We start from the raw sequence: 21,266 nt of genomic DNA, 5'->3' as shown, positions 1-21,266 counted from the left end.
ACTTAAATAATCAGGTTCCGTATTATGTGCGTAGTCTGTCATCGCTAATGACGTGAGTACAGCGTCAAATTGCGATGGTGCTATCGCAATTGATGATGGCAGAGTGCTTGTCGACCCGCCCTTCCTAGGATGGAATACTGGCTTATGAACATCGATCCCAAATCTTTACGGCTGTTTTTATTGGTGCTGGAACGCGGCACCATCTCGGGGGCGGCCGAGCAGTTTCATATTGCGCCTGCCGCGGTCAGCAAGCGCCTGAGCGATCTGGAGCAGCAACTGGGCGCAGCCCTGATTGAGCGCAGCAACAAGGGTGTGTATCCGACGGCAGCGGGCAAATCATTGGCGGCCATGTCCCAGCGCCTGCTGGACGATATGGATGCCATGGGCGCGCTGATGCGCGACTTTGCCGGCGGGGCTACCGGGCACGTGCGGATTGCGGCCAACCTGTCGTCCATCACGCAGTTTTTGCCGCAGGCTTTGAGCTCCTTTATGGCGCGGCATCCCAAAGTGCGGGTGTCGCTGGAGGAACGTATCAGTGCGGGAGTCGCCCAGGCGGTGGCCGATAATAATGCTGATCTGGGAGTACTGATTCGAGGCGTAGGCAGTGCCGAGGTGGAGTACTACGACTATCGCCAGGACGAGCTGGTGTTGCTGGTGCCTGCTACCCATCCTTTGGCAGGACGGGGGGAGTTGGCCTTTGCCGACACGCTGGATTTCGACTATGTGGGGATGCACACTGGCAGTCACCCCAATTTGCTGCTGTTACGTGCCGCCAGCGAACTGGAGCGCACCTGGCGTTGCCGCGTGCAGGTGACCAGTTACGATGCCCAGTGCCGCATGATTGAGGCGGGGCTTGGAATTGGCATGTTGCCGCGTTCTGTGGCCGAGTCCTATGTACAAAGCCTGGGCCTGGCCTTGTGCGTGATCAAGGAGCCCTGGACCTCACGTCGCGTGGCCTTGTGCGTGCGTAGCCGCTATAGCTTGTCGCCCGCCGCGCGCTTGTTGATGGACCATCTATTGCAGAATTGATGCGACTGTCGTTTTCAGGCCAAGACCGCAAGGGCAGGCTGCAAGCCATTCCTAGGGCTATATCGAGGAAAGACAGTTCTTAATGAGAATGACTCTTGATATTTTCAGGTTTCTTGATAATAATAGTTCTCATGTTTATCTGCATATGTAACGCGATCACCGAGCGTCAAGTACAAGAAGCAGTACGTGGCGGCGCTTCCAGCCTGGCAGACCTGCAAGGTCAGCTTGGCGTGGCGTCTTGCTGTGGCTGTTGCGCGGAGACGGCTCAGGACTATTTGCCCGGCGGACGCTATGCCAATCAGACCATGATTGCCAGTCTTGAAACCGCCCGGGTGGATTACGCTGCCAACGACAGCCTGATCCCTGCCCCTGAGTTCGGCCGTCTTGTTTGTCGCGCCTAAGCGCGTGTTTTTGATCAGGATTTTCCATTCCCGCTATTGTTAGTGGGAATGATTGTTATTGGTCCTGTTACTAACCCAAAAGTGCAACGCTTTCTGGGTGTTTAGCTGTTTTTTAAGCCATGGCACATGCGTGCATGGTAGCCTGTCACATTCATCCCCCATTGTGTTTTTGCCTGCATCGCGCCTGAGTGCGATCTGTGGCGTGAGCAGCATTTGTGGGGGCTCGGCGGCTCCTTGGGGGGAGCGCCGTCAGATTTACAGGAGAACAGCATGTTTGGCGATAAAGTGGTAATTCAGCATCTGAACAAGCAGCTAAAGAACGAACTAACAGCAATCAATCAATACTTCTTGCACGCTCGCATGTTGAACCATTGGGGCTTTAACAAGCTGGGCAAACACGAGTATGACGAGTCCATCGGCGAGATGAAGCACGCCGATATGCTGATCGAACGTATCTTCATGCTGGACGGCCTGCCCAACCTGCAGGACATGCACAAGATCATGATCGGTGAGAACGTGCCTGAACTGCTGGGCTGTGACCTGAAGCTGGAACAGGCTGCCCGTCAGACCGTGGTAGAGGCTATCGAGTACTGTGAGTCCACCCGCGACTACGTGTCGCGTGATTTGTTCTTGAAGATTCTGGACGACACCGAAGAGCACATCGATTGGCTGGGTACACAGCTGGAGCTGATCGAAAAAGTGGGCCTGCAAAACTACCTGCAATCGCAGATGGGCGACCACGAATAAGTCTTTGTTTGGTCAGACCAAAAAAAGCACCCGTTACTAACGGGTGCTTTTTTATTGTCCTTGGCAGCTTCCTGCTCTGGAAACGAAGCCTTCAATTGCAAAGGCAGCGTAGCCTGGGAAGCGACTACAGACAGCTTAGAAGGACTTGCTTGGGCAGCCAGGCACCTTGCCCCAGGCATTGTTCGGACCGCAGTACTTGTTGCGAGCATCCCAGGAACAACTTGGGCGATCGAAAAAGCCTTTTTGGCTACAGGCATTCAACTCTTGCTGCAGTTGTGCCTGCCAGGCACCGTTATTGTTGCCGGCCACTTGAATATCCTGTGGTGGCGGTGGTGGGGGCGTGCCTACATCTACCGGCTGGATAGGCTCGGAGCCACCCAGGTTTACACGAGCAATCCCTTGCAACTCCCGGTTCTGCTCGGTCATGGCAATTTGAATGGCCTGTTCCAGCGAAATGGACGTGGTGGCCAAGGCAATAGGTGGCTTTTCTTCCGTCAGCGTAGACGTGTCAATTTCCCAAGCGATCGGTGTGGGTGCTTGCGGTACTCCCAGGCGACCATTGGGTAAAGGCTGCGGCGGTTGCGCGGTAAAGGGTTTGCCATCGGCATCAAGCGTAGGCAAGTCTGACGGGTCGGGGGTGCTGACCGCCATGGACTTTTCAGGGCCGTGCGCGATTAGCCAGTTCCCCAGTTCCAGGCCGCCCCACACTGAAGCACCTGCGGCCAGCAGCAAGACAGCAATGATAAAACGCCAGGGCATAAGCGATGTCTCGGTTGAATCAGGGGCAATCCGGTCGGCCGGATGCGCGTAATTAAAAGAAAAGAGCCGTCATTGTAGCGAAATGTCGGCCCTGCTCTTGTGACAGAATTAGACGGCATCCCCGAAAACGTGTCCACCATGTTCACGTAATGCGTGGAATTCAATGCCCGGATTCAGCTCCTGAGCCACGCGCAACTGCGCAGGCGAGCTTGCTAAAAAGGCAGTGGCCTCGACCACGTCATAAGCAATATTGCCCGCGTTGGTCTCGATAAACTTCTTCATGTCCTTGGGGTCTTTGGCTGTTACCCAGCGAGCCATATTGAAGCGGCTGGACGACAGGCGCGCTTCCACACCGTACTCCGTTTTCAGGCGGTGGGCCACCACTTCAAACTGCAGTTGTCCAACCGCGCCTAGCAGCATCATGCCGCCTGCCATATGGGGACGGAACACCTGAATGGCACCCTCTTCACCCAGCTGGGTCAGGCCGGTACGCAATTGCTTGGTGCGCAATGGGTCTTTGACCTCAATGGACTGGAACAGTTCGGGGGCGAAGAAAGGCAGCCCGGTAAATTGCAGGTTTTCGCCTTCGGTCAGCACGTCGCCCAATTGCAGGATGCCGTGGTTGGGCACACCGATAATGTCGCCAGCAAAGGCATCATCCAGCAGTTCACGGCGTTGTGACAGGAAGGACACCACGTTATTGGGGCGAATTTCCTTGCCGGTACGAGACACTTTCAGTTTCATCCCGCGCTTGAAATGGCCGGAGCTGACGCGCACAAAGGCCACGCGGTCACGGTGGGCGGGGTCCATATTGGCTTGCACCTTGAACACCACACCACTGAACTTGGGCTCGTCCGGCTGCACTTCACGCTGCAAGGCAGCGCGTGGGCCAGGAGAAGGAGCCAGATCAACCAGTGCGTCCAGCACTTCCTGCACACCAAAGTTGTTGATGGCCGAGCCAAAGAAAACGGGGGTTTGCTTGCCAGCCAGGAACAGGTCCAGATCGAATTCGGGGGCTGCAGCATTGAGCAGCTCGATTTCTTCCTGAGCCTTTGCAAAGGGCTCGCCAAAGCGTTCGGCAATCACAGGGTTGTCCAGGCCAGGGATGATTTCATCCTCGCCATGACGTTCCTGACCGGGCTTGAACACACGCATATGATTGGCGCGCAGATTGAACACACCGCCAAAGCGACGTGCCATCCCGATAGGCCAGGAAAACGGCACCACTTCCATGCCCAGGTGCGATTCGATTTCCGACAGCACATCCAGCGGCTCTTGAACTTCGCGGTCCAGCTTGTTCACGAAAGTGATGATGGGCGTATTGCGGGCCCGGCACACTTGCAAGAGGCGAATGGTTTGCGGTTCCACACCGTTGGCCGCGTCAATCACCATCAAGGCGGCGTCCACGGCGGTCAGCACACGGTAGGTGTCTTCGGAGAAGTCCTGGTGACCGGGGGTGTCCAGCAAGTTGATCACGCAGTCGCGGTATTCCATCTGCATGACCGAGGAGGCCACCGAAATACCACGTTGCTTTTCAATTTCCATCCAGTCCGAGGAGGCGTGACGGCTGGCTTTACGGGCCTTGACGCTACCTGCAATCTGAATCGCACCCGCGAACAACAGCAGTTTTTCTGTCAGTGTGGTCTTACCCGCGTCAGGGTGAGAAATAATGGCAAAGGTGCGGCGTTTCTTGACTTCAGAGCGTATGTCACCGGACGACATTGAAAATCCTTGTGGCAGCGCCAGTCTGGCGCGTGGAAAACAGTGAGCGAATTATCCGTAAAGCAGAGCTTGGGGGCAAGCTGATGCGTGCACAAGGCTAACGCGACACGCTGGCCAATACCGTCCCTGCCAGAATAAATAGCGAACCGAACACGCGGTTCAGCAGCCGGACATGGCTGGCCTGACGCAGCAAATGCAACATGCGAGCGGCCAGCGACGTGTAGCAACCCATGGCCACCAGATCCGTAAAGCACAGGGTCATGGCGATCAGCAGGTATTGCAGCGGCATGGGCCGATTCAAGTCCAGAAACTGGGGCATGATGGCCAGCAAAAATACCAGACCCTTGGGGTTGGTGATATTGATCAGGCAACCCCGTATCAACAAATCGCGAATACGAAAGTCGCTGGGTTCCTGACCTGTGACCTGCACCGGCATGGCGTCGGTGCGCAATTGCTTCCAGCCCAGATAAATCAGGTAGGCGGCACCCAACCATTTAAGCGTGGTGAACGCCAGTTCCGAGCGCGCCAGGACTTGGCCCAATCCCAGGCTGATGATGAATATCTGGATCATGATCCCGATATTCAGGCCTATCGCCATCCAGTAGCCACGCTTGAAGCCGTATTTCAGGCCGGAGGACATGGAGGAAATCGCACCTGGGCCAGGTGAAAACGAAATAACCCAGGAAGCCGCAAAAAAGGCGAGCCAGGTGCTCAGTGCCATGGTGTGCTCGGTTCAAAGGCGGGCGCTGTGCCCGCCTTTGGCAGGCACAGTCCCTTTGCAGGGTTTAGGCTTTGGCTTGTGCGGAACTGCGGTTGCTGCGGTTCGGGCCGCGGCTGTCTTGACGGCCACCGGGGCGACCTTGGCCAGCACGGGCTGCGCCACCGCCTGCACCGCCAGGAGCGGCGCTGCGACGTGGGCGGTTGTCGTTGCCAGGACGGCGCGGACGGCTTTCGCCATTGCCACCACGGCCTTCAGCGGAGCGACCTTGACCACCACCGTTAGGGCGACGGGCACCAGGAGCACGAGCGCCAGGAGCGCTGTTGAAGCGGCGCTCTGCGTAGGTGTCTTCCTTGGCTTCTTCAGCCAGAGCGGCGCGCGAAGGAGGCGTCCAGCCTTCCACCACGATGCGTTCGATAGGATTGCGGGTCATGCGCTCGATCTGCTTGAGTAAACGCATTTCGCTGCGATCCACCAGCGACAGAGCCACGCCTTCGCTACCGGCACGGCCAGTACGGCCAATGCGGTGAACGTAGTCTTCAGGAACGTTAGGCAGTTCGAAGTTGACCACGTAAGGCAGTTGATCAATGTCCAGACCACGTGCGGCGATGTCGGTGGCAACCAGTACCACAACCTTGCCGTTCTTGAAGCCGGCCAGCGCACGGGTACGAGCCGCCTGGCTCTTGTTGCCGTGCAGTGCTTCAGCGGCCATACCGTCCTTGGACAGTTTTTCGGCCAAACGGTTGGCACCGTGCTTGGTGCGGCAGAACACCAGAACCTGGTTCCAGCCGCTTTCGCGAATGATGTGGCTCAGCAGATCACGCTTGTGTGCCTGGTCAGCCAGAATCACTTGCTGGGTAATCAGTTCGTTGGTGGTGTTGCGGGCAGCAACGGCCACTTCGTCAGGGTTGTTCAGCGAACCACGGGCCAGTTCACGGATTTCGTCCGAGAAAGTCGCCGAGAACAGCAGAGTCTGGCGATCAACCGGCATCAGGCTGATGATCTTGCGAATGTCGCGGATAAAGCCCATGTCCAGCATGCGGTCGGCTTCGTCCAGCACCAGGATTTCCACGCCGGTCAGGTCCACGGTGCGTTGACGCACGTGGTCCAGCAAACGGCCAGGAGTGGCTACCAGAATGTCCAGGGGCTTGCGCAGCGCATGGAACTGGGGGTTGATGTTCACGCCACCAAACATGACCATCGAGCGCAGACGGGTGTGCTGGCTGTACAAACGTACCGATTCTTCAACCTGGGCGGCCAGTTCACGGGTAGGGGCCAGGATCAGCGCACGTGGGCGGCCTGGTTTACGGTTTTGCTGAGGGTTGTTCAGCAGACGGTGCAAGATAGGCAGGGTAAAGCCTGCGGTCTTGCCGGTGCCGGTTTGAGCGGCAGCCAACAGGTCGCCACCTTCAATGACCTTGGGGATGGCCTGGGCTTGAATAGGGGTGGGGTGGGTATAGCCTGCGTCGGTTACAGCACGCAACAGAGGTTCTGCCAGCTCAAGAGAGGCAAAAGTGATTTGAGAGTCCAAGAATTTTCCAGTGACTAGCCCAAAAGCCCTCTTTGGGGCCCTACCAATCCAGGCTAAGGTGTTTTGTTATGGCGACAATGCCACGGCAGGGGCAAGAACGCCGCCTGCTGCAAGAGGCGCAGTGATTGGTGCGCTGCGCAATCTGCCATTATAGCGTGAAATTAGTAAAAATCCTCATTGACCATCTTGTATCATTTTGAGCGGTAGCGTTAAAACAACCTGCTTCAAACGTAAACGGTCAGGCGGATTGCCCTGCCGGATTTGACAGAAATTGTTAAGCGCCGCCATAGACGTACTTGTTATGCTGCGGTACGCGGTTTACGCTTGGCGTGCACGCACCGCCGGGCTCTGTTTGGCACGTGCCCGAGCAAATGGGTCGTAACCCGTTTTTGTTGTTTATCTGCTTATTTTTGCAGGAAAAAAATCATGACATCATGGATACGATGGGTCTTTATCAGCAGCGTGGCGGTTTTGCTGTCTGGTTGTGGGTATAACGAGATCCAGCGCCTGGACGAGCAGGTCAAGGCCGCTTGGTCGCAAACCTTGAATCAATACGAGCGCCGCGCCGAACTGGTGCCCAAGCTGGTCAGCTCGGTCAATGCCTATATGGTGAACGAGCGCGCGGTGCTGACGCAGGTTACCGAGGCGCGCGCCAAGGTCGGCACCATTCAGATGAAAGTGGATGATCTGGACAACCCCGAAGTGATGGCTCGCTTCCAGGAAGCCCAGAATCAGTTGTCTTCGGCGCTATCGCGTTTGATCGCCGTGTCGGAAAACTACCCGCAACTGAAAAGCGATGGCCTGTTCCGCGACTTGATGACGCAGCTGGAAGGCACGGAAAACCGTATTGCCACCGAACGCGGCCGTTATGTACAGACGGTGCAGGAATACAACCTGTTCATCCGTCAGTTCCCTACCCTGATTACCGCCAAGCTGTTTGGCTACAAGGTCAAGGAAAACTACGGTGTGGATCGTCAGAGCGAAATCACACGCGACCCCGAGGTCAAGTTTGATATTCCTGCGACCCCCGCTCCTGCTGGGTATTGATTAATTCTGGAGGTGGAGTCATGAACGTGCACGATCTTGCACTGACTGCTGGGCCTGGGTCTGCACGTTCTGGCAGGCTGGTCTGGGCCTGTGGTTTGTTGATGGCCTTGTTATTGCTGTGCTGGCCCTGGACGCAGGCGCAGGCCAAACCTGAACCGATCCCCGCCATTGCGGGGTGGGTAACGGATACCACGGGCACCCTTAGCCCGGATCAAAAAGACGCCCTGAACCAGCAGCTCAAAGCCGTGGAACAGGAAAAGGGCGCGCAGGTCGTGATTCTGATGGTACCTACCACAGGCGAAGAAACCATCGAACAATACGCGTTGCGTGTCTTTGATCAGTGGGAAATTGGCCGCAAGAAAGTGGACGATGGCATCTTGCTGCTAGTGGCCAAGGATGATCGCCGTATGCGTATCCAGACCGGCTATGGTCTGGAAGGCGCGGTCACGGACTTGCAGGCGGGGCGCATCATCCGCGAACAGATGACGCCTCGTTTTATCGAAGGCAACTTCTATGCCGGTATCCAGGCCGCAGCCGATAGTCTGGTGGGTCTGGTCAACGGCGAAGAGCTTCCCCCTCCTCCTAAAAATGCACCTGTCACCTCGTCGGGTGAAGAAGGTGTGTTCTGGGAGCCTTTGCTGGCTGTAGGCGCGATTGTATTTTTTGCTTCGCCTTTGTTTGCCGCCTTTGCTGCTGGTGTGTTCACGCTGGTGGTGTCGGGCAGTATTGGCCTGGCCCTGCTTGCCGCTGTTGTCGGTGCAGGCTTGAGCATGATTGGCCGACTCTTTGGGGCAGGCGGCAAGTCCAGTTCCGGGCGTGCCTCGCGCCGGGGTGGTGTCATTGGCGGCTTGGGCGGTTATTCCTCCGGTGGTTTTGGCGGGAATGGTGGCAGCAGTGGTGGTGGCTTCGGCGGTTTTGGCGGAGGCAGCGGCGGCGGTGGTGGCGGTAGCGGAGGCGGTGGCGCTTCCGGTAGTTGGTAAGGCCACAGGGGAGCGACATGAGTGTGAATTGGAAAGAATTGTCGGGTTGGGCATCGGTGCAAGGCCAATGGCTGCGCCGTCGTCATTTCAATGCCGAAATGTTGGGCCATCTGGCTGAGCAGATCCGCAAGGGTGAAGAGAACCATAGTGGTGAACTGGTCGTGGCGATTGAAGCGGTTTTGCCCGCCCATGAAGCCGATAGCGCCCAGCGTGCCCTTGAGGTCTTCGGTCGTTTGCGTGTCTGGGACACGCCCTTGAACTCCGGCGTCTTGCTGTATCTGGCCTTGGGTCAGCGCCGTATCCACATCATTGCAGACCGGGGTATCAAGGCCGATCAGGCTCAATGGGCGCAGATCTGTCAGCAGTTGGAAAAAGATCTGGCCTCGCGTGAGTATTTGTCTGGTTTGCTGGCCGCTGTCAGCGCGATTGAAACCGTCTTGCAGCAAGGAGCTCCAGCGCAGACTCCGGGCGCGGCGGCAGTCAATGCCTTGCCTGACGAACCTGTACTTCTTTAAGTGATGGCCAGTGCCATGAAACCGTCTGAATCCGTCGGCTCCTGGCAGCAGCAAACTCTGGTTGAAGCCATACGTTTGCGCGAGACCCTGTGGGGGCCTGTTGAAGACCTGTCTGAATCGCGCCGTGCGCGGGCTGCAGGCGGCCCCTTTGCCCAACGTGTGTCGGCTCGGGCCTTGGCGCTGGCGCGACGCGATGGGCTGGAACAAGCCTGGACGCGCTGGTGGCGTGTTGCCCGCCTTCTATTGATTGCCATGGCGGTGCTGGCTTTGCTGGCCGGGGCTGGTACAGCTGCGGGTGCATTGGGCGATGGCAGCCGAGCCGTGAATGTAGTGACGGCTTTGGGGGCGTTGCTGGGTCTGCACGTACTGACTTTTATTTTCTGGCTGTTCAGCCTGGCCTGGTCGGGCAAAAGTAGCGGCACAGGCAGTTGGGCCGGTGATGCCTGGTGGTGGCTCAGTCGCCGCTTCGTCAAAGGCGACGCCAGTCTGGTTCCCCAGGCTTTTGCCGCCGTGCTGGCGCGCCGGGGCAGCCAATCCTGGTTGGCCGGTCTGATCAGCCATAGCTTGTGGGTGCTGGCCTTTTTGTCGGCCCTGAGTACCCTGCTGCTACTGCTGGCCTCACGCCGCTATCACTTCAATTGGGAAACCACGCTTTTGACGCCGGATACCTTTGTCTGGCTGGTTGAAGGCCTGGGCGCCCTGCCATCCTTGTTGGGCTTTGCCCTGCCCGATACCCTCACCATACGTAGCAGCGATGGCCTGCAAATGCTCGATGCCCAGGCTCAGGCCCTGTGGTCCAGCTGGCTGTTGGGCGCGGTGGTGACTTACGGTTTGCTGCCTCGTGTGCTGGCTTTGGCCTGGAGCCTGTGGCAATGGCGTAAGCACACGGCTCGTCTGAGTCTGGACGACAGCTTGCCGGGTTTGGCAGAGCTGCGTCCTCGTTTGATGCCCGTTAGCGAGCCGACGGGTGTGGATGAATTGGCGTCGCCCGACAGAGTGGCGCGCATTCAAAACCAGCCAAGCACGCCTTTGGCGGCCAATGCACTGTGTGTGGTGGGGTTGGAGTTGCCACCAGAACATAGCTGGCCCCCTGCTTTCATGCAGGCGCAGATGCAGGATCTGGGGCGGGTGGACTCGCGGGCCGAGCGTCTGGATATTCTGGGCCGCTTGCAGTCTGCCAGCCCTCGTCATTTGCTGATGGTCTGTGATGCCGCTCAGACGCCGGATCGCGGGGTGGTGGCAACGCTGGTTGAATGGGCACAATTGGCCCAGCAGTCCGATGTGGTGTTGCTGGATGAAGCCATGGCCGATCCGGATCAAACGCGCCGTCGTAGCTGGCATGAGCGTTTGGTGGCGGCAGGCTTTGCGCCTGGGCAGATTCACGATCAATGGCCTGACTTGTCTTTGAAGGAGCCATCATGAGTGCTGCGGCTTTGACGCTGGCGGTGGTGGGTCACACCAATACGGGCAAGACCTCTTTGCTGCGTACCCTGACACGGGACACGGAGTTCGGTCAGGTCAGCAATAGCCCTGGCACCACACGGCATGTGGAAGGCGCCAGGCTGACGGTGGACGGCGAGGCTTTGGTGGAGTTGTTCGACACTCCTGGTCTGGAAGACAGCATGGCCTTGCTGGACTTCATGGATCAGCTCAGCCAAGCCGGTGAACGTATTGATGGGCCAGAGCGGGTACGTCGTTTTCTGGAATCCCCAGCGGCACAGGGCCGTTTCGAGCAAGAAGCGCGCGTGTTGCGCAAGCTGCAATCCTGCGATGCAGGCTTGTATGTGGTGGATGCGCGCGATCCGGTCTTGAGCAAGCATAAGGACGAACTGACCTTGCTGGCCTATAGCGGGCGGCCGTTGCTGCCTGTTCTCAATTTCGTTCGTAGCCCGCAGGCGCGGGTGCAGGAATGGCGCAGTGCCTTGGCGCGCTTGGGTCTTCATGCCTTGGCGGAATTCGATACAGTGGCACCGGCTTTGGATGGCGAGGCCTTGCTGTACGACAAGCTGGCGGTGCTGCTGGAGACGCATGCTGGGGTGTTGCAGCAGTTGAAGGTGGATTTGGCGCAGCAGGCAGTATTGCGGCGTCGGGATGCCTTGCGCTTGCTGGCAGAGCTGTTGATTGATGTGGCGGCCTGGCGTGTCAGTACACCCTCGGACAAGGAGTCCATGGAGCTGGCGGCACAGCAGCTAAGGGAGCCGGTGTTGGCGCGCGAAGCCAAGAGCGTGCAGGCTTTGCTCAAGCGCTACAGCTTTGGCCGTCAGGATGTGGTGGCGGATTTGCTGCATTTCGAGGGCGGCCGTTGGGGCATGGACTTGTTTGATCCCCAGGCTTTGAAGGAATTTGGCGTGCAGTTGGGCAAGGGTGTGGCTGCAGGTGCCATGGCAGGCGCCACGCTGGATGTGATGACAGGTGGCCTGAGCCTGGGAACCGGGACGGTTCTGGGCGCCTTGGCCGGTGGTTTGTGGCAAGGCGCGGATAAGTGGGGCCAGCGTTTGATGGGCAAGTTGCGGGGCGAGACGGAACTTAGCGTGGATGATGCCGTGCTGCGTTTGCTGGCTGTGCGGCAGCTAAGCTTGATTGCGGCTTTGGAGCGGCGCGGTCATGCCGCACAGACGCCGATTCGCCTGGGCGAGATTGATGCCGAGAATTTCGATCAGGCCTTGCAGCGGGAATTGAATGTCTGGCGGGCGCAAGGCCTGCCGGAGGAACTAGCGCAGGCACGGATACATCCGACCTGGTCTACCTTGCGTTCAGACTATGCGCCGGATTCGCGGCGGGAGACGTGTGTGCAGAGTTTGGTGCAGCGTTTGCTGGGGGCGCGCAATGCGCCGAATGCTAACGCTGTCGGGCAGGCGCAGGAATAACAAACCCCGGCTTATTTCTTTTCATCTTTCATTAAGTGCGCATAGCAAACCGGCGAGCTGGGTTCATTGCCGTCGTGTATGCGATCTTCTTCAAGCAAAGCCTGAATCACAGTCTGTTTGAGCACCGTCAGGTACGAGGTTTGCGGGTCGTGGGTGGCGGTTAGCAATTGCAGTTCGCCTTTGCGGGCCAGCTTCATCAAGGAGAGCAAGGAATCAGGGTCGTGCTTGAGCTGTTCCTGATAGCGACGCTGGAATTGCTCGGGCGAAATATCGTCCTTATGAAAGCTTTTGCGTAATTCACTTGTGGGGCTGGCCTCGTGCAGCCACTGGATGTCGCCCAATTCGTCTTTGCTCAGGCCGCGTGGCCAGAGGCGGTCTGTGAGTACACGGGCCGCTTTGCCAGCAGGCTCATGGACGGCGTCGTAAATGCGACTCAAGGTGATGGTGTAGGGCATGACTGGCTCCGGGAGCGTCAGGCTTTTTGTGTTCACGCGCTGGCGGTCAATGACTTATTGTCTATTTTTTCTGTGAGTCAGAGTCGCGTATCGACAGGTATCGGCGAATCGAGCCTCATGCAGACTAGCAAATGGTTGTGTAGCAGCCTTGCAGCCGTGTGTGGTGATGTTTCGGATCGCCAATCACATTAGCTGCAAGGCTGCCGTTTTGTATTTATACGGCGTTTTACGCTTTCTTGCTGACCAGTCCGTAGATAAACAGGACGATGATGGCACCCACAATGGAACCGATCCAGCCTGCGCCTTCACCAGGCACGTACCAGCCCATGGTTTGTCCCAAGTAGCCTGCGACAAAGGAGCCGACAATACCCAGGATGGTGGTCATTATCCATCCCATTTTTTGATCGCCAGGCATGATGGCTCGTGCCAGCAAGCCTACGATAAAGCCCACAATAATCATGGAGATAATACCCATCGTGCTACTCCTGTTCTGTGTTTGCCGGTCTGGGATTCGGACCGCTCTGCTTATCTTAGGTATGGAGTTTTTAGGCGTCTATCGTTTTGCGTTTTTGAAACAGTTAAAAACGTCAGGTTTTGTAAATGGAGGGTGTGTAATCAGATTTGCTTAAGTCAGCAAGGCAGGTTTACGTTTTTGCACCCACTGTGTGGCCTGCTCATAGGCGTAGGACAGCTGCAGCACCGCCATGTCGGCCTGTGCAGGGCCCATGATCTGCAAGCCCATGGGCAATCCGGCTTCGTTAAAGCCGGCAGGCACGTTCATGACGGGCAGCCCTGCCAGAGAGCCGCCGATCACGATTTCCATCCAGCGGTGGTAGGTGTCCATTCTGCGCCCGGCGATTTCGCCAGGCCAGTGGGTGGTGCCAGCAAAGGGGAAGACCTGGGCGGTAGGCAGCACCAGATAGTCGTAGGTCTGGAACAGCTTGCGCAGGCTTTCGTACCATTTGCTGCGGTTGATGGAGGCTTGATAGACCTGCGCCCCGCTCAGGCTCAGGCCCCCCGCTACTTCCCAGATCGCCTCAGGCTTCATTTGGGCGCGCAGTTCCGGTTTGGCGTACAGGCCCTGTGCGCTTCCGGCTACGGTGAAGTGGCGCAGCGTCAGCCAGGTTTGCCATAGCTGCTCCATGGAGTAGTCGGGCTGGGCCGCTTCAACGGTGCAGCCTATGGCTTCAAAGCTCTTCAATGCGTTTTGGCACAGGTCCATGATGCCGGCTTCCATAGGCAGGTAACCGTTGTAGTCGCCCAGCCAGCCAATGCGGGTGCCTTTGAAGTCGCGTTGCAGTTTCCCGGCGAATTGTTGTGGGTCTTGACCGATGCTAAGCGGGGCGCGAGCATCGAAACCGGCCTGGGTGGACAGCAGCATGGCCAGGTCGGACACGGTACGGCCCATGGGGCCTTCGTAGCCCATTTGCTGGAAGAACACTTCGGAGGACGGGCCATAGGGCACGCGGCCTTGGGAGGGGCGAAAGCCGTAGACGTTGTTGAAAGCACCGGGGTTGCGCAGGGAGCCCATCATGTCGCTGCCATCAGCGACGGGCAACATGCGGGTGGCCAGGGCCACGGCGGCCCCGCCACTGCTGCCGCCAGCACACAGATCGGGCTGGTAGGCATTGCCGGTGGTACCGAACACGGAGTTGTAGGTGTGCGACCCCAGGCCAAATTCCGGGGTATTGGTTTTACCGATCAGAATGGCACCGGATTGCCGCACGCGCTCCACGACAATGGCATCTTGTTTGGGCAGATAGTCCTTGAAAATCGGTGAACCGCTGGTGGTGACAATATCGATCGTGGCCGCCAGATCTTTGGGTGCCTGGGGCATGCCGTGCATCCAGCCCATGTACTGACCTGCTTTCAGTTGCTGATCGCGCTTGTCGGCCTGGGCCAGCAGGCCGCTGCGTTCTTGCAGGGACACAATGGCATTGACCTTGGGGTTCACACGGTCGATGTGGTCCAGATAGGCCACCATCACTTCGTGGCAGGAGACTTGGCGTTTTGCGATCCAGCCCGACAGAGTCAACGCGTCGGCCATGATGATATCTTGAGCCGTGCCCGGACCGGGAGCGGTTTTTGCGAAGGCCTGACGTCCCAGGGAAGGGGCCATACCCGCCAGCGACAGCAGTCCGGTGGTTTTCAAAAAGCGGCGGCGTGTACCCAGCGGCGTTGGGGAATCAGTCATGTTTGTCTCCGGTGTTTTTGTAGGGCCATCCAAGTGGCCAAGCCATTCTATGCAGGTACAATGCGCGGCTCAAACGCCAAAAAATCATCAAGTTGATGCGGTCTGTGCATAAGCCGACTCAAGCGTCAGCAAGGGGACAAGCATGGACTTTCGCAAGCTGCGGCACTTTGTGGCCGTTTGCGAACACGGTACGTTTCACCGGGCCGCGCAAGCTGTCCACTTAAGCCAGTCTGCCTTGAGCCGTAGCATTCAGGCTCTGGAGCAGGAGCTGGGTGTGCCGCTGTTTGATCGCAGCAGTCAGCGCATTTTCTTGACGCCTTATGGTCGGGTACTGCTGGAGCGAGCCCCCCGGGTTTTGCAGGAAGGCCGTGCCTTGCAGCGCGAGCTGGCCTTGCTTCAGGGCGAGGACGCAGGCAGCCTGCGTTTAGGCTTAAGTTCGACCCCCGCTGCGGTCTTGCTGCATCCGTGCATGGTGGCGCTGCTCGACGAGTACCCGCGTTTGCGTGTGGACGCGGTGATTGGCCGCACGCTGGAACTGATCGAAGGTTTGCGCCGGGAACGCTACGATATGGTGGTGCTGGACGTCAGCGCGGTGACCGATGTGCGTGGCCTGGATATTGAGTATTTGCCCGCCATGCAAGGCGATATGCTGGTACGCAAAGGCCACCCGCTGTTGCAGCTGGAGTCGCTGGACTTTGCTGCGATCAGCCAGTATCCCGTGGCCTGCTCCGTGATCAGTGATGATTTGACCGACCGTCTGATTGCCGAGTTTGGCGCCCAAGGCCATCCCGACAGCTTTGTACGCTTTTGTTGTGATAGCTTCAGCATTCAGCGCGATGTGGTGCTGGATAGCGATATGGTCTTGATGAGTGTGCTGGCGGCGGTACGGCGCGATATTGATGCTGGTGATCTGGTGCCGCTGGGCCTGTTCTCTTCATCCTTGTCCGGTCACTATGCCTTGGTGCGCCTGTCGGGCCGTACGCAATTGCCGGCTCTGGATATTGTGTACGATCTGGCGCGTCGCCTGTGCAGGGCCTAGGCTAGACGCCCCGCTTTCTGATCTGCCTTGTTTGAGGGTTTGCTGATGACGATTCCCTTGCCCATTCTGGACCTGAAGCACTCAGGTGCCGAACACGTTTTTCGCGCTTTCATCGGCTGGTGGCCAGACGCGCAAACCCGCGCCTGGCTGGCGGAGCAGGCGCTGCACGCACATGCGATTTACGGCGGGCGGATGATGCAGCCTGATCACTTTCACTTGACCCTGGCGTTTCTGGACGGCAGCCGTGTGTCGGATCTGCAGACTTTGGCGACACAGATGGCGCAATGGACGGTGCCGCAGATCAAGTTGGATCTGACCATACGGGATGTATTCGAGAAACCAAGGGTAGTGTGGGCCGGGCCGGACGAGTCGCAAACTCAGGCACTGGCGGCCTTGCAGCAGTGGCATGATGAGATCTGGGCCAAGCTGAGTGCTTTGGGCTGGACGCAGCCGCCGCGTCGTTTTCGCCCGCATGTGTCCTTGCTGCGCCATGCGCGGATTGCCGCCGATCAGTCCCATTGCCATGCTTTGCCCACGCAGGCCTTTGTGGGTGCTGGTGCCGGTCTGATCGTGTCCGTTCCCGCAGAGCTGCGTAGCCAATATCATCTGGCCGCCCTGATGAAGCCTGAAAGGACAGGTACATGAATATCCGCTTTTTAGAAACTTTTATCTGGATTGCCCGTTTGGGCAGTTTCCGTGCGGCAGCGAACAAGCAGCATCTGACACAAGCCGCCGTGTCGGGGCGGATTGCAGCCCTGGAAGCCGAGTTCCAGAAAACCCTGTTCGAGCGGGGCCACCGCGATCTACGCCTGACTCCGGCAGGTCGAAAATTGATGCAGTACGCCGAGCAGATGCTGGGCATGGAGCACGATTTACGTGAAGCACTGGCAGGCTCCAGCCGCTTGAGTGGTCGGGTACGCCTGGGCGTGGTCGAGTCCATTGTGCATACCTGGTTCAAGGATTTGATTCGTCAGCTGCATGCGCTCTACCCCGAACTGGAAATTGAGCTGACCGCCGAGTCCACCTTGCGCCTTCACGACTTGCTCAAGCGCGGCACCATTGATGTGGCCTTGCAGACCGACCCCATCATGGGGGACGGCATACGCAACTTGCCCATGGGCTCCATGCGCATGGGCTGGGTATGCATGGCCGATGAGTCCATGCCGGTACGCAGCGGTTTGCAGGAGCTGGTGCAACGCTGGCCTTTGGTGACCTTCCCTCGTGGTTCCCAGCCGCATCTGGCCTTGGTGCAGCTGCTTGAGCCCTTGCCTGTGGATCAGGCCCGGATTCACTACGTTTCTTCAATTGCCGCCAGCACGCAATTGATCGAAGCCCAGCCTTGCATTGCCACCTTGCCCCTGGCGGCAGTCAGCCGTCAGCTGGACAGCGGTCTGTACCAGGAAATTGTTTGCGAACATGCCTTGCCTGATTTGCGCCTGGTCGCCAGTTGGCGGCCCGACCCTTTAACGCAGACCGCTCAAGCGGTGATTGGCGTGGCGCTGGAGCGCATGCACCATTTTGCTGCCCAGCATCCTGGCCTGGCTTTACCCCCGCCAGACACGCGTGTCTTCGCGATTTAGCCTTTGAGGGTTTTCCCCTTGCCTGCGCATGTGTACTGAGCGTGGGCTTGCTTGATAATCTATATACCGCGCCATTCGCTTGATCTGATCGCTTTTTCTTATTGCCCCAGGCTGAAATAAACCGTTTGGAATTTGCTTGGCAGCCGTTGGACACTCCCACAAAGAGTGTGCAATGACCTTGATTCGGGAGGGCTGTCGTGTCTGCTACTTTTCGCACTGATCGTGATGCGCCGGGGGAACTGTTCATCTGGACAGACATCGCCCCAGAGCATGAGCAGGATTTCAATCAATGGTATGAGCGCGAGCACATGGCTGAACGCGCAGCCATACCGGGTTTTCAATGGTCGCGCCGTTATGTGCGCCAAGGCGCCGGGCGCAAGTATCTGGCCTTGTATCGCACCGAGTCCCTGCGGGTTTTTGGGACGGCAGAATACAAGAAGGCCTTTGAGCAGCAAACGGATTGGTCCAATACCAACTTTGCCCGCATGAGCAATACCCAGCGGCGCGTGATGGTGGTGTCCTTGCTGGGAGGGGTTGGCACCGGGGCCGTGGTCTTGCTGGTGCGTTTGCCGGAGGTGGCTCAACGGGAAGCCTTGGCACGTCAATGTGCCGCCTATCTGGAACAGACCGATGGCCTGCTGGCCTTGCGTGTGCTGACGCCAGACCCAGAGCTTTCGACCCCTTTGCCGTCCGAGGATACGCAGCAGCGCAGCCTGGACCCCTACCTGGTGGCGGATCTGACCACCTTGAATGCTGCTCGTACCCTGGCTGCCCGTTTGCAGCAGGATCTGGGGGTGGCGACCAACGATGTATCCGAGTTTTCTTTGTTGTGGGATCTGCAGTCACGGGATCTGAATGCAAGCCGCTCATAAGGCGGCCATCACCTCAATTCTTGGGAGAAGCGACATCATGATCAAAAAACTACTTTCCATGGCTTGCGTTCTGGCGCTGGCTGGCACCGCGCAGGCGGCGACCAACTGGAACATGAGTACCGAGCAGCCTGATAACAACTTCCTGACGCAAAACGCGCGTGAGTTTGCGGCAGACATCAAGGCGGCCACCAACGGGGAACTGAATATCAACGTGCAATCGAACTCGGTGCTGCTCAAGCGCCCCGAGGTCAAGCGCGGTGTACAGCAAGGTGTGGTCCAAGCTGGTGAAATGCTGGTGGCGGCCATTGGCAACGAAGATCCTTTGTTCGAGGTCGATAGTGTGCCGTTCCTGGCCTCGTCCTTTGATCAGTCGGAAAAACTGTGGAAAGCCACTCGCCCCTTCCTGGCCGAGCGTCTGGACAAGCAGGGCATCGTCCTGGTTTATGGTTCGCCCTGGCCACCGCAAGGCATTTACACCAAAAAGCCGGTGGAACAGCTGTCTGATCTGGCCGGTGTCCGTTTCCGTGCCTACAGCCCCGCTACCAGCCGCCTGGTTTCCTTGATGGGAGCAGTGCCCACCACGGTGCAAACACCCGAAGTGCCTCAGGCGTTTTCTACCGGCATTATTGATGCCATGCTGACTTCGCCCGCAACCGGGGTGGATTCGCAGGCTTGGGACTACGTGAAGTACTACTACGACGCCCAGGTCTTCATTCCACAAAGCTTTGTGATCATCAATAAGCGCGCCTTCCAGCGCCTGCCTGAAACTGTGCAAAAAGCCGTGCTGGATGCGGGTGCACGTGCCGAGGAGCGAGGTTGGGCCATGTCGCGCGAGCAAACGTCCAAGTTGACGCAAACCATGGCGGATAAAGGCATGGTAGTGGGTAATCTCAGCGAAAAACTGTCCAGCGAAATGCACGCGATTGGTCAAACCATGACCGAAGAGTGGCTGAAGAAAGCCGGTGCAGATGGTCAGAAGTTGCTTGACGCTTACCGTCAACCATAAGCAAGGGGTGCGTCCATGATCGTTCTGGAGCGTATGGCCAGAGTCTGCGGCGCACTGGCCGCATTCTTCCTGTGTTTGATCGGGGTTGTGGTGACTGCGCAGATTGTGGCGCGCCTGTTTTCCATGCAAATACCCGCCTCGGATGACTTTGCGGGCTGGTTTATGGCGGCGTCTATTTTCCTGGCACTGCCTTATGCCATGTTGCGCGGGGATCATATCCGCGTCACGCTTTTGCTGCAGGTGATCCCCGAGCGTTTGCAGCGTCCTTACGAGCTGCTGGCCACCACGATTGGTTTGGTGCTGGCCGCCTGGTGCACTTGGGAGACGGCTCATTTTGTTTATGAGTCCTTTATCTACAAGGAAGTGGCACAGGGCATGGTGGCGGTACCGCTGTGGATTCCGCAACTGGGTATGCCGATTGGTCTGGGATTGTTGACCCTGATGCTGTTGCGGCGCTTGCTGCACGCGGCGCAAGGTCAAACACTGGAGGCAACTGAACATGGCTGATTTATCTCAGGCAATAGTGCTGTTTGTGGTTCTGCTTGCCTTGCTGGCCAGTGGTGTGTGGGTGGCGCTGGTTCTGATCGCTTGCGGTATTTTGTCTATCTTTCTGTATGCCGATGCACCGGCGGGCATTATCTTTGCCACCAAGGCCTGGGACTCTTCGGCCAGTTGGGCCTTGACGGCCTTGCCCCTGTTTATCTGGATGGGGGAAATTCTGTATCGAACACGGTTGGCTGAAGATATGTTCAGCGGCCTGGGGCCGTGGGTACAGCGTTTGCCTGGGCGACTGGTGCACGTGAACACGTTTGGTTGCGGTATCTTTGCCGCGGTCAGTGGTTCCTCGGCGGCAACGGCTGCGACCATCGGGCGCATCTCCTTGCCCGAGTTGAAAGCGCGCGGCTACGACGACAGCATCAGCATTGGCTCCCTGGCCGGAGCAGGGACCTTGGGCCTGTTGATTCCACCGTCCATTGTGATGATTGTGTATGCCGTTGCTGCTCAGGTTTCCATCATCCGCCTGTTTGTGGCGGGTGTGCTGCCCGGCATCATGCTGATGTGCCTGTTCTCGCTGTACATCGCGATCTGGTCCTTGCGCCACCCGGACCGTGTGCCTGCTGATGTCGAAACCTTGACCTGGGGCGAGAAAATCCGCCGTCTGCGCTTGCTCTTGCCCGTGGTGCTGCTGATCATGGCGGTGATCGGCTCGATCTACGGCGGTATCGCCACCGCCACCGAAGCCGCGGTGCTGGGTGTGATCGGCTCTTTGGTCATCGCTGCGTTTGGACGATCGCTTAACTGGAAGAATTTTGTGGAGAGTTTGCTGGGGGCGGCACGGACCTCCTGCATGATTTCCTTCATCCTGATCGGTGCCGCTTACCTGACCAGTGCCATGAGCTTTACCGGACTGCCTGCGAATCTGGCCGCCTGGATCGGCTCCCTGGGTCTGAGCCAATACGCCTTGATTGCCGTATTGACTGTGTTTTTTGTGATTCTGGGTGCGTTCCTGGATGGCATCTCGATTGTGGTCCTGACCACATCGGTCTTGCTGCCTGCCGTGATTGCGGCGGGTATTGATCCAATCTGGTTCGGTGTCTACCTGATCCTGACAGTGGAAATGGCGCAGATCACCCCGCCTATTGGCTTTAACCTGTTTGTGATTCAGGGCATTACCGGACGCAATCTGTTTGAGCTGGTGCGCATGGCGTTTCCGTTTTTCCTGTTGCTGGTTCTGGCGACAGCCCTGGTGACGATATTCCCGCAAATCGTCATGGTCTTGCCCAACGCCATGTAAGGGGGAAGG

The 21,266-nt window shown here is 58.0% G+C and carries 22 protein-coding genes; 15 read left to right on the top strand and 7 right to left on the bottom strand.

The window, feature by feature from the left end:
• The first annotated feature begins 144 nt into the window (after window positions 1–144).
• The 3 genes from N879_RS13480 (at window position 145) to bfr (ending at window position 2,177) form a co-directional block, all read left to right on the top strand.
• Window positions 145–1,029 carry a LysR family transcriptional regulator gene (locus N879_RS13480; RefSeq protein WP_009460254.1) on the top strand — a complete coding sequence of 295 codons (885 nt, stop codon included), beginning with the start codon at window positions 145–147 and terminating at the stop codon, window positions 1,027–1,029.
• A gap of 131 nt (window positions 1,030–1,160) precedes the next feature.
• Window positions 1,161–1,430, top strand: coding sequence for a (2Fe-2S)-binding protein (locus N879_RS13475; RefSeq protein WP_009460253.1), 270 nt, complete (start codon window positions 1,161–1,163; stop codon window positions 1,428–1,430).
• A gap of 270 nt (window positions 1,431–1,700) precedes the next feature.
• A complete protein-coding gene (gene bfr, locus N879_RS13470; protein ID WP_009460252.1) occupies window positions 1,701–2,177 on the top strand; it encodes a bacterioferritin in 477 nt (158 codons plus the stop codon).
• A 135-nt stretch (window positions 2,178–2,312) separates the two neighbouring features.
• Here bfr and N879_RS13465 read toward each other — a convergent pair whose 3' ends face one another.
• The 4 genes from N879_RS13465 to N879_RS13450 form a co-directional block, all read right to left on the bottom strand.
• Window positions 2,313–2,936, bottom strand: a complete 624-nt coding sequence (locus tag N879_RS13465) for a hypothetical protein (RefSeq protein ID WP_009460251.1) — start codon at window positions 2,934–2,936, stop codon at window positions 2,313–2,315.
• A 108-nt stretch (window positions 2,937–3,044) separates the two neighbouring features.
• Window positions 3,045–4,658 carry a peptide chain release factor 3 gene (locus tag N879_RS13460; RefSeq protein WP_009460250.1) on the bottom strand — a complete coding sequence of 538 codons (1,614 nt, stop codon included), beginning with the start codon at window positions 4,656–4,658 and terminating at the stop codon, window positions 3,045–3,047.
• 97 nt (window positions 4,659–4,755) lie between these two features.
• On the bottom strand, window positions 4,756–5,379 hold the full coding sequence (locus N879_RS13455) for a LysE family transporter (protein WP_009460249.1): 624 nt from the start codon (window positions 5,377–5,379) through the stop codon (window positions 4,756–4,758).
• 64 nt (window positions 5,380–5,443) lie between these two features.
• Window positions 5,444–6,907, bottom strand: coding sequence for a DEAD/DEAH box helicase (locus tag N879_RS13450; protein ID WP_009460248.1), 1,464 nt, complete (start codon window positions 6,905–6,907; stop codon window positions 5,444–5,446).
• A 426-nt stretch (window positions 6,908–7,333) separates the two neighbouring features.
• Here N879_RS13450 and N879_RS13445 point away from each other — a divergent pair, with 426 nt between their 5' ends.
• Genes N879_RS13445 through N879_RS13425 form a run of 5 tightly spaced genes read left to right on the top strand, consistent with a single transcriptional unit; the run spans window position 7,334 to window position 12,316 of the window.
• Window positions 7,334–7,954 carry a LemA family protein gene (locus N879_RS13445; protein ID WP_009460247.1) on the top strand — a complete coding sequence of 207 codons (621 nt, stop codon included), beginning with the start codon at window positions 7,334–7,336 and terminating at the stop codon, window positions 7,952–7,954.
• A 20-nt stretch (window positions 7,955–7,974) separates the two neighbouring features.
• Window positions 7,975–8,934, top strand: coding sequence for a TPM domain-containing protein (locus tag N879_RS13440; protein ID WP_009460245.1), 960 nt, complete (start codon window positions 7,975–7,977; stop codon window positions 8,932–8,934).
• Between the two features lie 17 nt (window positions 8,935–8,951).
• Complete coding sequence (locus tag N879_RS13435) at window positions 8,952–9,449, top strand: TPM domain-containing protein (protein WP_021447113.1); 498 nt, start codon at window positions 8,952–8,954, stop codon at window positions 9,447–9,449.
• Window positions 9,450–9,464: 15 nt separating this feature from the next.
• The gene (locus N879_RS13430; protein ID WP_021447112.1) at window positions 9,465–10,871 is read left to right on the top strand and encodes a DUF2868 domain-containing protein; all 1,407 of its coding nucleotides are present in this window, start codon (window positions 9,465–9,467) and stop codon (window positions 10,869–10,871) included.
• Window positions 10,868–12,316 (top strand): DUF3482 domain-containing protein, encoded by a 1,449-nt coding sequence (locus N879_RS13425; RefSeq protein WP_021447111.1) that lies wholly within the window; start codon window positions 10,868–10,870, stop codon window positions 12,314–12,316. The genes N879_RS13430 and N879_RS13425 overlap by 4 nt, the downstream gene beginning before the upstream one ends.
• An 11-nt stretch (window positions 12,317–12,327) precedes the next feature.
• On the opposite strand, the gene N879_RS13420 is transcribed toward N879_RS13425, so the two are convergent.
• The 3 genes from N879_RS13420 to N879_RS13410 all read right to left on the bottom strand — a co-directional run bounded on the left by N879_RS13420 (window position 12,328) and on the right by N879_RS13410 (window position 14,965).
• Entirely contained in the window at window positions 12,328–12,771 is a 444-nt protein-coding gene (locus N879_RS13420; RefSeq protein WP_009460227.1) for a DUF488 domain-containing protein, read from the bottom strand.
• 226 nt (window positions 12,772–12,997) lie between these two features.
• Complete coding sequence (locus tag N879_RS13415) at window positions 12,998–13,246, bottom strand: GlsB/YeaQ/YmgE family stress response membrane protein (protein ID WP_009460226.1); 249 nt, start codon at window positions 13,244–13,246, stop codon at window positions 12,998–13,000.
• Between the two features lie 150 nt (window positions 13,247–13,396).
• Complete coding sequence (locus N879_RS13410; RefSeq protein ID WP_009460225.1) at window positions 13,397–14,965, bottom strand: amidase; 1,569 nt, start codon at window positions 14,963–14,965, stop codon at window positions 13,397–13,399.
• Window positions 14,966–15,107: 142 nt separating this feature from the next.
• On the opposite strand from N879_RS13410, the gene N879_RS13405 reads away from it, so the two are divergent.
• From N879_RS13405 to N879_RS13375, 7 genes are all read left to right on the top strand, one after another.
• The gene (locus N879_RS13405) at window positions 15,108–16,004 is read left to right on the top strand and encodes a LysR family transcriptional regulator (protein WP_009460224.1); all 897 of its coding nucleotides are present in this window, start codon (window positions 15,108–15,110) and stop codon (window positions 16,002–16,004) included.
• Window positions 16,005–16,049: 45 nt separating this feature from the next.
• The gene (gene thpR, locus N879_RS13400; RefSeq protein WP_022983394.1) at window positions 16,050–16,649 is read left to right on the top strand and encodes an RNA 2',3'-cyclic phosphodiesterase; all 600 of its coding nucleotides are present in this window, start codon (window positions 16,050–16,052) and stop codon (window positions 16,647–16,649) included.
• Window positions 16,646–17,584: a LysR family transcriptional regulator gene (locus N879_RS13395; protein ID WP_009460222.1), complete on the top strand. Its 939-nt coding sequence runs from the start codon at window positions 16,646–16,648 to the stop codon at window positions 17,582–17,584. Before thpR ends, N879_RS13395 begins: the two co-directional genes overlap by 4 nt.
• 197 nt (window positions 17,585–17,781) lie before the next feature.
• Entirely contained in the window at window positions 17,782–18,456 is a 675-nt protein-coding gene (locus N879_RS13390) for a DUF4286 family protein (RefSeq protein WP_009460221.1), read from the top strand.
• Between the two features lie 37 nt (window positions 18,457–18,493).
• On the top strand, window positions 18,494–19,462 hold the full coding sequence (locus N879_RS13385) for a TRAP transporter substrate-binding protein (protein WP_009460211.1): 969 nt from the start codon (window positions 18,494–18,496) through the stop codon (window positions 19,460–19,462).
• Window positions 19,463–19,477: 15 nt separating this feature from the next.
• Window positions 19,478–19,969 (top strand): TRAP transporter small permease, encoded by a 492-nt coding sequence (locus N879_RS13380; RefSeq protein ID WP_009460209.1) that lies wholly within the window; start codon window positions 19,478–19,480, stop codon window positions 19,967–19,969.
• On the top strand, window positions 19,962–21,257 hold the full coding sequence (locus N879_RS13375) for a TRAP transporter large permease (protein WP_009460207.1): 1,296 nt from the start codon (window positions 19,962–19,964) through the stop codon (window positions 21,255–21,257). The genes N879_RS13380 and N879_RS13375 overlap by 8 nt, the downstream gene beginning before the upstream one ends.
• Window positions 21,258–21,266: the final 9 nt, after the last annotated feature.

The sequence above is a fragment of the Alcaligenes sp. EGD-AK7 genome (assembly GCF_000465875.3).
Lineage (GTDB): Bacteria > Pseudomonadota > Gammaproteobacteria > Burkholderiales > Burkholderiaceae_B > Alcaligenes > Alcaligenes phenolicus.
This window is presented reverse-complemented; position numbering and strand designations above follow the sequence as displayed.

Coding starts and splice junctions, on each gene's coding strand:
- N879_RS13480 (WP_009460254.1), top strand. CDS start 145: ATGAACATCGATCCCAAATCTTTACGGCTGTTTTTATTGGTGCTGGAA.
- N879_RS13475 (WP_009460253.1), top strand. CDS start 1,161: ATGTTTATCTGCATATGTAACGCGATCACCGAGCGTCAAGTACAAGAA.
- bfr (WP_009460252.1), top strand. CDS start 1,701: ATGTTTGGCGATAAAGTGGTAATTCAGCATCTGAACAAGCAGCTAAAG.
- N879_RS13465 (WP_009460251.1), bottom strand. CDS start 2,936: ATGCCCTGGCGTTTTATCATTGCTGTCTTGCTGCTGGCCGCAGGTGCT.
- N879_RS13460 (WP_009460250.1), bottom strand. CDS start 4,658: ATGTCGTCCGGTGACATACGCTCTGAAGTCAAGAAACGCCGCACCTTT.
- N879_RS13455 (WP_009460249.1), bottom strand. CDS start 5,379: ATGGCACTGAGCACCTGGCTCGCCTTTTTTGCGGCTTCCTGGGTTATT.
- N879_RS13445 (WP_009460247.1), top strand. CDS start 7,334: ATGACATCATGGATACGATGGGTCTTTATCAGCAGCGTGGCGGTTTTG.
- N879_RS13440 (WP_009460245.1), top strand. CDS start 7,975: ATGAACGTGCACGATCTTGCACTGACTGCTGGGCCTGGGTCTGCACGT.
- N879_RS13435 (WP_021447113.1), top strand. CDS start 8,952: ATGAGTGTGAATTGGAAAGAATTGTCGGGTTGGGCATCGGTGCAAGGC.
- N879_RS13430 (WP_021447112.1), top strand. CDS start 9,465: ATGAAACCGTCTGAATCCGTCGGCTCCTGGCAGCAGCAAACTCTGGTT.
- N879_RS13425 (WP_021447111.1), top strand. CDS start 10,868: ATGAGTGCTGCGGCTTTGACGCTGGCGGTGGTGGGTCACACCAATACG.
- N879_RS13420 (WP_009460227.1), bottom strand. CDS start 12,771: ATGCCCTACACCATCACCTTGAGTCGCATTTACGACGCCGTCCATGAG.
- N879_RS13415 (WP_009460226.1), bottom strand. CDS start 13,246: ATGGGTATTATCTCCATGATTATTGTGGGCTTTATCGTAGGCTTGCTG.
- N879_RS13410 (WP_009460225.1), bottom strand. CDS start 14,965: ATGACTGATTCCCCAACGCCGCTGGGTACACGCCGCCGCTTTTTGAAA.
- N879_RS13405 (WP_009460224.1), top strand. CDS start 15,108: ATGGACTTTCGCAAGCTGCGGCACTTTGTGGCCGTTTGCGAACACGGT.
- thpR (WP_022983394.1), top strand. CDS start 16,050: ATGACGATTCCCTTGCCCATTCTGGACCTGAAGCACTCAGGTGCCGAA.
- N879_RS13395 (WP_009460222.1), top strand. CDS start 16,646: ATGAATATCCGCTTTTTAGAAACTTTTATCTGGATTGCCCGTTTGGGC.
- N879_RS13385 (WP_009460211.1), top strand. CDS start 18,494: ATGATCAAAAAACTACTTTCCATGGCTTGCGTTCTGGCGCTGGCTGGC.
- N879_RS13380 (WP_009460209.1), top strand. CDS start 19,478: ATGATCGTTCTGGAGCGTATGGCCAGAGTCTGCGGCGCACTGGCCGCA.
- N879_RS13375 (WP_009460207.1), top strand. CDS start 19,962: ATGGCTGATTTATCTCAGGCAATAGTGCTGTTTGTGGTTCTGCTTGCC.